General features: G+C 36.7%; 13 protein-coding genes. 6 read left to right on the top strand and 7 right to left on the bottom strand.

Annotated features, from left to right (window positions below; translation table 11 throughout):
- The first annotated feature begins 2 nt into the window (after positions 1-2).
- The 4 genes from EIB73_RS03615 (at position 3) to EIB73_RS03605 (ending at position 2,990) form a co-directional block, all read left to right on the top strand.
- Positions 3-623 carry a class I SAM-dependent methyltransferase gene (locus tag EIB73_RS03615; protein ID WP_125022718.1) on the top strand — a complete coding sequence of 207 codons (621 nt, stop codon included), beginning with the start codon at positions 3-5 and terminating at the stop codon, positions 621-623.
- A 163-nt stretch (positions 624-786) separates the two neighbouring features.
- Positions 787-1,017, top strand: a complete 231-nt coding sequence (locus tag EIB73_RS15115) for an SDR family NAD(P)-dependent oxidoreductase (protein ID WP_317132714.1) — start codon at positions 787-789, stop codon at positions 1,015-1,017.
- Positions 1,014-1,619 (top strand): SDR family oxidoreductase, encoded by a 606-nt coding sequence (locus tag EIB73_RS03610; protein ID WP_228411307.1) that lies wholly within the window; start codon positions 1,014-1,016, stop codon positions 1,617-1,619. Before EIB73_RS15115 ends, EIB73_RS03610 begins: the two co-directional genes overlap by 4 nt.
- 168 nt (positions 1,620-1,787) lie before the next feature.
- Positions 1,788-2,990 carry an IS256 family transposase gene (locus EIB73_RS03605; RefSeq protein WP_125021533.1) on the top strand — a complete coding sequence of 401 codons (1,203 nt, stop codon included), beginning with the start codon at positions 1,788-1,790 and terminating at the stop codon, positions 2,988-2,990.
- A 64-nt stretch (positions 2,991-3,054) separates the two neighbouring features.
- Here the strand turns inward: EIB73_RS03605 and dnaJ are convergent, their stop codons facing one another.
- The 5 genes from dnaJ to proS all read right to left on the bottom strand — a co-directional run bounded on the left by dnaJ (position 3,055) and on the right by proS (position 9,283).
- Positions 3,055-4,167: a molecular chaperone DnaJ gene (gene dnaJ / locus EIB73_RS03600; RefSeq protein WP_125022716.1), complete on the bottom strand. Its 1,113-nt coding sequence runs from the start codon at positions 4,165-4,167 to the stop codon at positions 3,055-3,057.
- A 169-nt stretch (positions 4,168-4,336) separates the two neighbouring features.
- The gene (locus EIB73_RS03595) at positions 4,337-4,876 is read right to left on the bottom strand and encodes a nucleotide exchange factor GrpE (protein WP_125022714.1); all 540 of its coding nucleotides are present in this window, start codon (positions 4,874-4,876) and stop codon (positions 4,337-4,339) included.
- Between the two features lie 89 nt (positions 4,877-4,965).
- Complete coding sequence (locus EIB73_RS03590; protein ID WP_125022712.1) at positions 4,966-6,297, bottom strand: Nramp family divalent metal transporter; 1,332 nt, start codon at positions 6,295-6,297, stop codon at positions 4,966-4,968.
- Positions 6,298-6,407: 110 nt separating this feature from the next.
- Positions 6,408-7,688, bottom strand: a complete 1,281-nt coding sequence (locus EIB73_RS03585; RefSeq protein ID WP_125022710.1) for an OmpA family protein — start codon at positions 7,686-7,688, stop codon at positions 6,408-6,410.
- Positions 7,689-7,807: 119 nt separating this feature from the next.
- Positions 7,808-9,283, bottom strand: a complete 1,476-nt coding sequence (gene proS / locus EIB73_RS03580) for a proline--tRNA ligase (protein ID WP_125022708.1) — start codon at positions 9,281-9,283, stop codon at positions 7,808-7,810.
- A 145-nt stretch (positions 9,284-9,428) separates the two neighbouring features.
- Here proS and EIB73_RS03575 point away from each other — a divergent pair, with 145 nt between their 5' ends.
- Positions 9,429-10,367, top strand: a complete 939-nt coding sequence (locus EIB73_RS03575; RefSeq protein ID WP_125022706.1) for a prolyl-tRNA synthetase — start codon at positions 9,429-9,431, stop codon at positions 10,365-10,367.
- 25 nt (positions 10,368-10,392) lie between these two features.
- Positions 10,393-11,796 (top strand): OmpP1/FadL family transporter, encoded by a 1,404-nt coding sequence (locus EIB73_RS03570; protein WP_125022704.1) that lies wholly within the window; start codon positions 10,393-10,395, stop codon positions 11,794-11,796.
- 141 nt (positions 11,797-11,937) lie between these two features.
- On the opposite strand, the gene EIB73_RS03565 is transcribed toward EIB73_RS03570, so the two are convergent.
- Positions 11,938-13,140, bottom strand: a complete 1,203-nt coding sequence (locus EIB73_RS03565; protein WP_125021533.1) for an IS256 family transposase — start codon at positions 13,138-13,140, stop codon at positions 11,938-11,940.
- A 158-nt stretch (positions 13,141-13,298) separates the two neighbouring features.
- The gene (locus EIB73_RS03560) at positions 13,299-13,991 is read right to left on the bottom strand and encodes a ZIP family metal transporter (protein WP_125022702.1); all 693 of its coding nucleotides are present in this window, start codon (positions 13,989-13,991) and stop codon (positions 13,299-13,301) included.
- Position 13,992 lies beyond the last annotated feature (1 nt).

The following is a 13,992-nucleotide window of genomic DNA, read 5'->3' as shown; positions in this document are numbered from 1 at the left end:
AAATGAATGTACAGAGAAAGAAACACTGGGAAACCGTGTACGAAACCAAAAACCCGGATGAAGTAAGTTGGACGCAGGAAATTCCGAAAACTTCTTTGGCTTTTATTCATTCATTTGGTTTAGATAAATCTGCGAAAATCATAGACATCGGTGGAGGAGACAGCAAGTTGGTTGATCATTTATTAAACCAAGGTTTTGAAAATATTACTGTTCTCGATATTTCTGAAAATGCCCTGGAGAAAGCAAAAATACGTTTAGTTGAAAAAGCAAAAAAAGTAACCTGGATTGTCAGCGATATTCTGGATTTTGAGCCAACAGAAACTTATGACGTTTGGCATGATCGCGCTGCTTTTCATTTTTTAACAACTGACGAAGAAATCGAAAAATATAAATCCATTGTCAACAAGTCTGTTGATGGCTTTTTAATCATCGGAACCTTTTCTGAGAATGGTCCTTTAAAATGCAGCGGTTTAGAAATCAGTCAATACAGCCAAGAAAAATTGACTTCAACTTTTGAGGAAAAATTTGATAAGATAGATTCTGTTTTAGAAGACCACCAAACGCCATTTGGTACCACGCAGAACTTTCTGTTTTGCGGTTTTAAAAATCGCTTAAATTCCTAATTAGTTTATTAATTGTTTAGATTGTAATTTTTAAAGTACAAGATAATTCTTAGCATCTAATTCTATTTTTCAAATAAAAAAATTCAAGTAGAGAATTAAATCATGTCGCTTCCAGGAAAGTTGTCAGGAACTTTAAATAATTTAGTAAACATAATAATACCTCATTAACTTAAAAATTCTCAAAATAGATTCTCAAAAACAAGTTATCGTAGTTACTCGTGGAGCGGGTGGAATTGGTTCAACTTGTGCAAAAACCTTTAAAAATGAAAAATTAATTATCACCGATTACTCTCAGGATTTGGTTAATCGATCAGTTGAACATTTGAAAGGAGAAGGATATGATGCAGTGGGTGTCTCCTGCGATATCACAAAAATGATGTTAACAAATTGGTGAAATTCACCGCGGAAAATGGTTCTTTTAAAGCACTGGTTCATACTGCCGGCGTGAGTGGAACTGTAAAAGATTTAAAGAAAATATACGATATTGACTTGGTTGCCTCAGAAATATTGGTTGACGCATTTTATGATTTAGCTACTGAAAATTCTGTTGCTGTGCTACTTTCTTCGATGATGGGACATGATGTTGCACCCAACGCAGAATATTATAAGGCATTAATGAATCCACAAGAGTCCGGTTCTTTCGAAACAGTGAGTCGGTTTGTTGGCGGAAGTTCAGATGTGATGTACAATTTTGCAAAACGTGGTGTTCAGTTACTCATTCAGAAAAATGCAAATAAATGGGGACAGAAAAGAGCCAGAATTGTAAGTGTTTCTCCCGGAGTTATCGAGACTCCCATGGCTTTGAAAGCAGCAGAAGAACATCCTGAAAGAATGGAGATGATTAAAAAAGCAACCCCTTTACAAAGAAATGGAAAACCTGAAGATATCGCAGATGTCGTTCATTTTTTAGTCAGTGACAAGGCAAGGTTTATTACGGGAACAGATATTCTGGTAGTTGGCGGCGTGATGCTAAATATAAAGACTAATAAATCTTAGGCCTTTAACAAAATAGTATAATGAAAAAGAGATTCCTTTCGAAATCTCTTTTTGGTAGTGTTTCACTAACTGTGTAAGTTGAAAAGTTATTCTGAAAAATTTTGAGCCTTCAAAAGCTCAAAACTTTTTCGGAAATAACTTTTTACTATTTTTAAACTTTATACAGTTATGATCGACAAAGAAGAATTATTAAACAACAAGGATTTCTACAAATCCTTCAAGAGTGGAGAAGATTTAACCTCTTTCTTCAAAACAATGCACAAACGAGCCGTAGAACATATGCTCGAAGCCGAATTAGATGACCATCTGGATACCGAGAAACATCAAAAAACAAAAGACGGAAATTATCGCAATGGCCATCAAACCAAGAAGATAAAAACCTCTTTTGGCGAAGATGAAATTAAAGTTCCGCGGGATAGGGAAAGTACTTTTGAGCCAGCCTTAGTTCCCAAAAGGCATAATATTATTGAAGGTTTGGAAAATGTTATCATCTCATTTTATGCCAAAGGAATGAGTGTAAGTGATATTGAAGATCAGATCAAGGAAATGTATGATTTTGATGTTTCAACATCCACAATATCCAGGATTACCAATGCGGTTTCCAGTGAGATTGTCGCTTGGCAAAATCGGCCACTAGAGGATTTATACCTCATTGTTTGGATGGATGGAATTGTTTTTAAAGTCCGTGAGAACTCAAAAGTTATCAACAAAACCATTTATCTTGCCGTTGGTTTAAGACGGGATGGAAGAAAAGAAGTTCTGGGAATGTGGCTTGGAAAAAACGAAAGTTCCAGTTTTTGGATGAGCGTTTTAACTGACATAAAAGCACGTGGCGTAGAAGATATACTGATCACTGCAACGGATAATCTCAATGGATTTACCCAAACTATTCGCAGTGTTTTCCCACAATCTCAAACTCAGATCTGCGTGGTGCATCAGATTAGAAATGCTTGTAAATACGTAGTTTGGAAGGACAGAAAAGCCTTTACTTCCGACATGAAACACATTTACAACGCTCCCACCAAGCAAGCCGCAGAAGCCGCCTTAAATGATTTTGCAGAAAAATGGGAATCTAAATATTCGTATGCCATCAAATCCTGGAGAGATAATTGGGATGAATTAACGGTATTTTTCGAATTTCCGGTGGAAATCCGTAAAATCATTTACACCACCAATTTAATAGAAAATCTCAACGGAAAAATAAGAAAATATACTAAAAATAAAATGTCTTTTCCTACTGATGATGCGGTTTTAAAGTCAGTTTTCCTTGCCTTAAGAGAAGCAACAAAAAAATGGACAATGCCGATTCGAGATTGGGGAATCGTATTAAATCAATTTATGCTTATATTTGAAGAAAGGCTCAAGTTATAAAAAACTCAAGTCTTAAACTTTTCAACTTACACACTTTGCGGGACAGTGTCCTCTTTTTTTATTTTCAATCGAATAAGTCTCTAACTTTTTCGAAGAATGTTTTTTCTTTTCCGGATGGTTCCGCTTGCATTTCCCCATTTGCCAATTGTTTTTCAAAAAATTCTTTTTGTTCTTTCGAAAGATTTTGTGGCGTCCACACATTGATGTGAACAAACATATCACCGGTTCCGTAACTGTCGATGCTGGGTAAACCTTTTTTAGAAAGTCTTAAAATCTTTCCAGACTGCGTTCCCGCATCTACTTTTATTTTAACTTTTCCGCCAACGGTCGGGATTTCTTTATGCGTTCCCAAAGCCGCTTCAGCGAAAGAAATATATAATTCCTGATGAAGATTATCACCTTCTCTTTTAATTGTGGCATCAACTTCTTCCTCTACAACTACAAGTAAATCTCCCGGAGTTCCGCCGAATGGTGCATCGTTTCCTTTACCACGAACATTCAACTGAATTCCTTCTCTTGCTCCTGCCGGAATATTGATGGTTACTTCTTCATCCTCTTTAATTAAACCTTGCGAGTTCGCACCCGCCGGAATTTTATCGGCAACTTTACCGATTCCCTGACAAGTTCCACAATGAGTCTGTGTTTGCATTTGGCCGAACATGGTATTCATTACTTTCACCTGAACTCCCGTTCCATTACAAGTGGTACAAGTTTTAGAAGTAGCTCCTTTTGCCAGTTTCATCTTCTTGACTTTAATGGTTTTCTGAGTTCCATTAACCATTTCCTCAAGATTCAGTTTTATTCTTACTCTCAAATTACTTCCACGCATTTGTTGTCTTTGCTGACCACCGCCACCGCCGAAATGTCCGCCGAAAATATCACCGAATTGAGAGAAAATGTCGTCCATATTCATTCCACCACCGAAACCGCCGCCGCCAAAGCCGCCGCCACCGTTCATTCCGGCGTGACCATATTGATCGTAACGTGCTTTTTTGTTTGCGTCGCTCAAAACTTCGTAAGCTTCTGCAGCTTCTTTAAACTTTTCTTCAGCAGTTTTATCACCAGGATTTTTATCCGGGTGATATTTAATGGCCATTTTTCGGTAGGCTTTTTTTATTTCCTCGGGAGAAGCACTTTTAGATACTTCCAGGATTTCGTAGTAATCTATTTTAGACATAATAATTATAAATGAATTATCTTCAGCTAAGAACTGAGAATATTTTTAGTTATTTATTTGGGCAGCTTGATCCGTCTTCCATTCCCGCTATTTTTTTGCCAGAGCTTTTGCCGATAGAAAAAAAATGAGCTTCACTCAAGCCGGGCTGCACAATTCGAATTTTTAAATTTTAGTTTCCAGTAACTACCTTTGCGAATCTGATTACTTTGTCAGCTAACTGATAGCCAGTTTCAATAACGTCTACAATCTTTCCTTTCAAATCAGGAGTTGGCGCTGGTATTTGTGTAATAGCTTCATGGAAATCAACATTGAAATCGTCCCCAGGATTTACTGTGATTACTTTCAAACCTTTATCAGCTAATTTGTTTTTTAATTTCTGATAAATAAGCTCTACTCCTAATAAGTCAGCTTCATTGCCGTTTTTAGCAATTTCCTTTAAGGCACGCTCGAAATCATCTAAAATATCCAACATCGAAATCATCATATCCTGATTCGCATATTGAAAGAATTCCATTTTCTCTTTGGTCGTCCTTTTCTTATAATTTTCGAATTCAGCAAAAAGCCGAATGTAGCGGTCTTTTTCTTCTGCCAAAAGGTCTTCTGCTGTTGGTTCTACTGTCATGTTTTCAGTAGTTTCTTCTGGAGCATTCTGCGTAAGATCGTCTTGCGGATTTAAGTTTTCTTCCTGAATATCTTTGTTGTCTGACATAATATTAAATTTTATAACGAACCTTTCACAAAGATTTTGCCAAAAGGAACTTTAGGACATTTCGGCAGATTTATCAACAAAGAATTAAATTATATTCCCAGAAATGTCTGATAGAGTAGGACGAGATTAAGCAGGAGAATAATTCCTGAGATAATCCAAACCAAAATTTTCAGCCAGGGTTTATTAACGAATTCGCCCATTTTCAATTTAGAATTGGTAAACATCACCAACGGAATAACGGCGAAACTTAATTGCATCGATAAGATGACCTGACTTAAAACCAGTAAATCCGTCGTTCCTTTTTCACCATATAAAATAGTAACAATCAAAGCGGGAACTACGGCGATAGAGCGCGTTATTAATCTTCTCAGCCAAGGTTTCAGCCGGATATTTAGAAATCCTTCCATTACAATTTGCCCTGCCAAAGTTCCTGTTAAAGTAGAATTCTGTCCGGAAGCCAATAGAGCAACTGCAAAGAAAACACTTGCAAAAGTAGTCCCCAGAATGGGTGCGAGCATTTTATGAGCGTCGTGAATATCGGCGATATCATGATTTCCGGTGGTGTGAAAAGTAGCTGCGGCGACAATTAAAATGGCTCCGTTAATAAAAAATGCGATAAGCAAAGAAACCGTGCTGTCAATAGTCGCGAATTTTATGGCTTCTTTTTTTCCTTCATAATTTCTTTCATAATTTCTGGTCTGTACGATACTGCTGTGAAGATATAAGTTGTGAGGCATTACCGTTGCGCCCAAAATACCGATGGCGATATACAGCATCGAGGGATTGGTTATGACCTCTTTCTGAGGGACCAGTCCACTGAGGAGAGGAAAAATATCTGGTTTACTTAATATAATTTCATAAACAAAACTTCCTAAGATTACAAAGGTTAAACCGGCTACAATACTTTCGATAACCCGAAACCCTTTTGCCTGAAGAAACAGAATAATGAAGACATCAACAATGGTAATGGCCACTCCCCAAGTGAGTGGAATTCCGAAAAGTAAATTCAGCGCAATCGCGGAACCGATAACTTCTGCCAGATCGCATGCAGCAATCGCAATTTCGCAAAGAATCCATAGGATGAAATTTGTTTTTGGACCGAAGTGATCTCGACAGGCTTGTGCTAAATCTCTTTCGGCAACGATTCCCAGTTTTAACGATAAATGCTGAAGGATCATCGCAAACAAATTCGAGATTAATATGACGGATAGCAGCGTGTAGCCGAATTGTGCACCACCGGCAATATCGGTCGCCCAGTTTCCGGGATCCATATAACCGACTGCAATCATTAACCCCGGTCCGGCAAAGGCAAAAAGTTTTTTAAAGAAACCAGCGCCTTTAGGAATATGGATAGATGAAAATACTTCAGGTAAAGAGTTCGAATGTTTCTCTCTTCGCCACGGTCTATTTGACTGGTTCACGAATGTTAGCTTGGTCTAACAAAATTAAAAAAAATAACGTAATCCGTAACTATGAAACAAAAAAAATCCCGAAAATAAATTCGGGATTATTGCTATATTTTAGTTAAGATCTATTTTGTAAATCTAACTGCCATTTTTCTATCTACTGCTCTTTCAGCATCAGAAGCTGTTGCAGGAACTGTGGCAAACTCGCTACCGTATCCTTTTGCGTCAACAACTTGTGCACCTACACCCATTTTACCGAGTTCAGCTTTAATATAGTCTGCTCTTTTCTGAGACAAAGCTTTATTTACTGCAGCATCACCAGTATTGTCAGTATATCCTCCGATGTTAATTTTTGCTTCCGGATATGCTTTTAAGATTTCAGCAAGATTTTGAACCTGTCCTTCAGATCCAGCTTCCAACTCAGAAGAAGAACCCATCTTGAAATTAACATTATCAAAATTATACCAAGTATCTCTTAAAGCAGCATCGTCAGCGGCATTTTTATAACCGTCAGATTTTAAGAAGTTGATCATAGATGCTTCCAATCCATTTGCGTAACCTTTAAGTGGTTTACCGTTCAAATCGATATCAGTCATTTCTTTACTTCCTGTTACCATTGCTGAATCATTATTCATCATGGTATTCGCTGTATCGCTCACAACTGCTGTTGAATCGCTTGTTACAACGGTTTGATCTGCAGGCTTGTTGCATTGTTTCCATAAGAACCAAGCTGCTAAAGCCAGTAGAAGCAATGGCAACAACCATTTCCAAATTGATCCGCCCTCGTTATTATTGTTTGGTGTGCTGGTAACATGAGTTTCACCACCTCTATTTACTTCAACTTTCGGTTCGTCGTATGAAGTAACTTTTACTTTTTGAGGATCGTGATCACCGAAAGCATTTCCTAAACCTAAAGAAGCTAAAGAAAGTCCAGCAGGTAATAAAGAAGAGACGACTCCTTTTTGATCATGTAGCAAACTTGTAATTCCGGAAGCTCCTATATTATTATCAGCTGCATATTTTCCAATGGAACCTAAAGCTGCTCCAGTTACCATGCTTAATAATGAACTTGAAGAAGAATTACTTACGCCTGAAAAGGTAGAAATTGAATTAACCAATGCTCCAATTTTATCACCAAAAATAGATGATAACACTGAGCTAATCAATGAATTTCCTGTAGCTCCACCAAGAAGGTTTCCTAACATCCCACTCGAAGCTGCTCCTGTAATTGCATCAAGTACTTCAGGCTTGTCAGCATTGTTAGCCATACCACCAACAACAGCCGGCAGCAATCCGCTAATTGCTTTTGAAATTCCAGATTCACTTTCTCCCAATTGAGATGCTGCTTGAGAAACTAACGCGGGACCTAACTGCCCTTTGATTAGATCAATAATGTTTAATGCCATAATAGTTTGTTTTTAAAGTTAATAAGTAAATATATACAATATTTAGTCCAAAATATTGAATTTTCACTAATTTTATGGAAATATTAACATTAATAAATGATTATTTTACCGTTTATTTCTTAGTAAGCTTTTGCAAAAATTACTCTTTGTTTACTAGGTTTTCCGGTTATTAAAGAAATTCCTTCCTCAAGTTCATTATTTAATGGAATACAACGAATTGTGGCTTTAGTTTCGTTTTTGATCTGCTCTTCTTCCTCGGCAGTACCGTCCCAATGTGCTGCGATAAATCCACCTTTTTCCTCTAAAACAGTTTTAAATTCTTCGTAAGCATCTACCTTTGTAATATGCGTATCTCTAAACTGTAAAGCTTTGTCAAAAATATCTTTCTGAATGGTGCTCAAAAGCTCTTCAATATAATTTTCGATATTTTCTAAAGGCTGCGTCTCTTTCGTTAAGTTATCGCGTCTTGCAATTTCTACGGTTTTATTTTCTAAATCACGCGCTCCCATTGCAATCCTGATTGGAACTCCTTTTAATTCATATTCTGCAAATTTCCACCCTGGCTTATTATCTGTTCTGTTATCATACTTTACAGAAATACCTTTAGCTTTCAATTTGTCCTGTACTTCAAAAGCGACTTCATCAATTTGAGCTAACTGCTCTTCTCCTTTAAAAATAGGCACAATTACAACTTGAATAGGTGCTAATGAAGGTGGAAGGACCAATCCTAAATCATCAGAATGAGTCATGATTAATGCGCCCATCAATCGTGTGGATGTTCCCCAAGAGGTTCCCCAGGCATGTTCAATTTTTCCTTCTTTAGTCGTAAATTTTACATCAAAAGCTTTCCCGAAATTCTGCCCTAAAAAGTGAGAAGTTCCAGCTTGTAGTGCCTTTCCATCTTGCATTAAGGCTTCAATACAGTAGGTTTCATCAGCACCCGCGAATCTTTCAGATGGAGTTTTTATTCCTCTAATTACAGGAATAGCCATGAAGTTTTCTGTAAATTCTGCGTAGACATGTAGCATTTTTTCAGTTTCTTCAATCGCTTCATCTTTGGTCGCATGAGCGGTATGACCTTCTTGCCAAAGGAACTCTGCAGTTCTTAGGAAAAAACGCGTTCTCATTTCCCAACGGACAACATTGGCCCATTGATTAATTAAAATTGGAAGATCGCGGTACGATTGGATCCATTTTTTATAGGTACTCCAGATAATCGCTTCCGAGGTTGGACGAACGATTAACTCTTCTTCTAATTTTGCCTCAGGATCTACGATTAATTTTTTCGGATTATCAGGATCTGTCTTAAGTCGGTAATGGGTAACTACGGCACATTCTTTAGCAAAACCTTCTGCATTTTGTTCTTCTGCTTCGAAATAGCTTTTCGGAATAAAGAGAGGAAAATAGGCATTTTGATGACCAGTTTCTTTGAATTGTTTATCCAATTCATCTCTCATTTTTTCCCAAATTGCATAACCATACGGTTTAATCACCATACAGCCACGAACTCCGGAATTTTCAGCCAAGTCTGCGTTAACTACTAATTCATTATACCATTTACTGTAATCCTCGGCTCTCGAAGTAAGTTTTGCCATTATTTTTTATGTTTTGATTTAACTATTTATCCCTTTTAATATCTAATCTAAAAAGCGTATTTTTACTCAAAATTTGTTCCCTATAATTGGTACAATTTTGGTATAAAATGCAAATATAAATCAATTAAAACTTTTTCACCTTATCATGAAAAATATTACTTATAAAAATGTGCTCAACCTTCTGAAATCAAAATCGGTTTTAGCGGTGATGGGTGGTTTGCTACTATCTTCCTGTATGACAACCATGGGTGGATATAGTGAAACAGATGGAGTTTACTACGATCCTAACCGAGACACCCTTCCGGAAGGAATGGTCATGAGTAACGGTAATAAAATTGGTGACTATTATGATTATCAGGCGGTTGATGATCAGAATAAATATCTGAATGCAGAGAACAGAAATCAAAATTGGCAGGATGCGCAGGATTCAGATTGGGGTATCTATACAGGAACTGATACCTACTACAATGATTATTGGGGTTACCCTTACGGATCCGGCTTGTATTCCGGTTTTGGATTCGGAATGAGTTATGGCTTTGGATATAGTGGGTACTACAATCCTTGGGGTTATGGATATGGGCCGTTCAGTAATTACTACAGTCCTTTCTATGGTTATTACAATCCTTATTATGGATATTATGGTTCCCCTTACTATTATGGATACAATGCTCCGTATTACAATTATTATGGTAATGGATTCAATTCTTATAATGCACCCAGATTTCAATATAAAAGAAGTGGTGCAGATAATGGATTCCGTAATTCAAACTCCGGCGTTAGACAAAACACAAATCAGAATTCAGGATTTAGAAATGATAATATAAGAAGCAATGATGTGCGAAATACAAATCCTCGTTCAGTTCAACCTAATATCAACCAACCAAGATACCGAACTTCTCCTCAAATCAATAACCCGAGACAGAACTCTACTCCTAGACAATCAATGCCAAGTAGTGAGCCTAGATACAGAAGTAATTCCAGCGACAATGGCTTCAGATCTGGAAATACCGGCGGTGGTTTTAATAGCGGATCATCAAGCTCAAGCTCAGGTTCTACAAGATCATCCGGAGGTTTTAGAAGATAATTTATAATCAAGCATAATTTTTAAAATGATAAAAAAGTCTTTTTTAGTATTGGGAATTTCTGTAGCTTATTTTGTTAACGCACAGGATATTTCTACTCTGCGAAATACCGTAGATGTTTATTCCAATTCTGCCCTGATGGGTTCGTCAAAATATAATGCGATGGCTGGTTCTATGGGCGCCTTGGGTGGTGATGTTTCTGTATTAAATTCAAATCCTGCAGGTATTGCCGTAAGTATTGCGAGTGAATTCTCCGGAACCTTAGCAATTCAAAGCAACAAAAACGAAACTTCATTAGCTGGGAACGTACAAAATTATAAAGTCAACAATACAGACTTAGGAAATGTAGGCGGTGTTGCTGTTTTTAGAGTTGATTCAACTTCACCTTGGAAGTTTGTAAATGTGGGAGTGAACTTTTCAAACGAGTCCATCGAAGATTATTCAGAAACTCCGGCAAATAATAATGTGAATTTTAATATTTATGATGCAGATAATTTGCTCATTGATAATTTAAGTTTTGCAGGTCATGCTTACAATCGTTATGGCAATGTATCTAAAATGAGTATTGCAGCCGGTGGGAATTATGACAATAGAATTTATGTAGGAGCAGGACTTAACTTTCACTCCGCAGAGATTGATCAGTATGATTCTGCTGCTTTCACATCAACTATAAATAATTCAACCGATGTTTACAATAAACAGTATACTCCTTTCTCAGAATCCTCAAACGGTTTCTCAGCGGTAGTGGGAGTTATTGGAAAAGTAAATCCTCAGTTCAGAGTCGGAGCTGCATTAGAAACACCTACCTGGTGGTCAATTGCGAGAGTTTATAATGAATATGAAAACCCGATCGATGGAACTTACACGGAGGACCGTAAGCTTTCTACTCCTTTAAAAGCAACTTTGAGTGCTTCATACGTGCCGAATAAAAACTTCTCATTAAATGTAGACTACACTTTGGGATTAACAAAACCAAAATATAAGGTCTACGGAAACGCGGAAACAGAATTGAATAGTTTCTTTACTGACCATTCTAAAAGCATGTCTGAAATTAAAGCAGGTGCAGAATATAGAATAGAAGGTTTTAGAATTCGTGGAGGATATGCTTTTGCTGCAAGTCCTTTTGACTCAATGAGCATTTCTGCATTATCTGATAATGGAACAGCTGCAAATACCTCTTTTGACAATTTAATTTCTGGGAAACGTTCGGTAATTGGAGCAGGATTGGGTTATGATTTCAAATCATTTTATATAGATGCAGCTTATCAGAATGTAAGCTCAGAATATAAAAGTCCTCTTTTAGCAGGTTCCGCAACCAGCAATACAGGATATTTCTCCAATAGTTACATCGTAGAATCAGCGGATGCTGTAGTATCGGATGTAAAGAATACGAAAGATAATTTCTTTATTACACTCGGTTGGAGATTTTAATATAATCTTCCATAGAGATACAATAAAAAAGCCGTTTCAATCTTGAAGCGGCTTTTTATATTTTTCCAATTATATATACTTGGAATCTTAAGACACTGTCCCGCAAAGTGTGTAAGTTGAAAAGTTTAAGACTTGAGTTTTTTATAACTTGAGCCTTTCTTCAAATATAAGCATAAATTGATTTAATACGATTCCCCAATCTCGAATCGGCATTGTCCATTTTTTTGTTGCTTCTCTTAAGGCAAGGAAAACTGACTTTAAAACCGCATCATCAGTAGGAAAAGACATTTTATTTTTAGTATATTTTCTTATTTTTCCGTTGAGATTTTCTATTAAATTGGTGGTGTAAATGATTTTACGGATTTCCACCGGAAATTCGAAAAATACCGTTAATTCATCCCAATTATCTCTCCAGGATTTGATGGCATACGAATATTTAGATTCCCATTTTTCTGCAAAATCATTTAAGGCGGCTTCTGCGGCTTGCTTGGTGGGAGCGTTGTAAATGTGTTTCATGTCGGAAGTAAAGGCTTTTCTGTCCTTCCAAACTACGTATTTACAAGCATTTCTAATCTGATGCACCACGCAGATCTGAGTTTGAGATTGTGGGAAAACACTGCGAATAGTTTGGGTAAATCCATTGAGATTATCCGTTGCAGTGATCAGTATATCTTCTACGCCACGTGCTTTTATGTCAGTTAAAACGCTCATCCAAAAACTGGAACTTTCGTTTTTTCCAAGCCACATTCCCAGAACTTCTTTTCTTCCATCCCGTCTTAAACCAACGGCAAGATAAATGGTTTTGTTGATAACTTTTGAGTTCTCACGGACTTTAAAAACAATTCCATCCATCCAAACAATGAGGTATAAATCCTCTAGTGGCCGATTTTGCCAAGCGACAATCTCACTGGAAACCGCATTGGTAATCCTGGATATTGTGGATGTTGAAACATCAAAATCATACATTTCCTTGATCTGATCTTCAATATCACTTACACTCATTCCTTTGGCATAAAATGAGATGATAACATTTTCCAAACCTTCAATAATATTATGCCTTTTGGGAACTAAGGCTGGCTCAAAAGTACTTTCCCTATCCCGCGGAACTTTAATTTCATCTTCGCCAAAAGAGGTTTTTATCTTCTTGGTTTGATGGCCATTGCGATAATTTCCGTCTTTTGTTTTTTGATGTTTCTCGGTATCCAGATGGTCATCTAATTCGGCTTCGAGCATATGTTCTACGGCTCGTTTGTGCATTGTTTTGAAGAAAGAGGTTAAATCTTCTCCACTCTTGAAGGATTTGTAGAAATCCTTGTTGTTTAATAATTCTTCTTTGTCGATCATAACTGTATAAAGTTTAAAAATAGTAAAAAGTTATTTCCGAAAAAGTTTTGAGCTTTTGAAGGCTCAAAATTTTTCAGAATAACTTTTCAACTTACACAGTTAGTGAAACACTACCAATCTTAAGAAGTTAATTTACTTTTATACAAGTCCTTTTAATGTTAATGGCTGTGAAATAAATGTCCCGTCATTGCCAAAAGAATTCCCAAAGCAACCAGACCAATTTTTTTCCAGTCAACATTATGGTTCTTATTACTTTCGAAAATGATGACGGAGGAGATATGAAGGAAAATTCCCCCAACCAAAGCCAGGAAATACACTTCTAAATTCGGATTAAAATATTGTCCTAAAAACAATCCAAAAGGGGAAGCCAGAGCAAAAATTGCAATAATTAAAAAAGCCGAAGCTGAAAACTTTTTGTTTTTAACTAAAAAAGCTCCTAAAATAAATGAAATAGGAATATTATGTACGAGAATACCGGTCAGATAAGGGCTTAAGACTTCTTTTTCGTTGGCTAGGGGAATTCCTTCCAAAAAAGCATGAATAAACAGACCGATCATCAGCGCTAAGGGAAGAATATTTTTTCCTTCAGTATGATGATGAAAGTGACCATGCTCAAATCCTTTGGTTAAATTTTCCAGTAACATTTGAAGTAAAACTCCGCCAATTACCCATAATCCAATATGATGATTATCGCCCGAATAAACTTCCGGGAAAACCTCATTCAAGCAAATTGTAATCAAGAAACCCGCACTTACAACTAATAGATTCTTTGCGAATTTTTCCCGATCACCGAAAAATTTTCCCAAAAAAACGCCCAATAAAACACTTAGAATTAAAAGAATAACAATCATA

Source organism: Kaistella carnis, assembly GCF_003860585.1.
Classification (GTDB): Bacteria; Bacteroidota; Bacteroidia; order Flavobacteriales; family Weeksellaceae; genus Kaistella; species Kaistella carnis.
The sequence above is the reverse complement of the archived record's forward strand: the minus strand, read 5'-3'. Positions and strand labels throughout refer to the sequence as shown.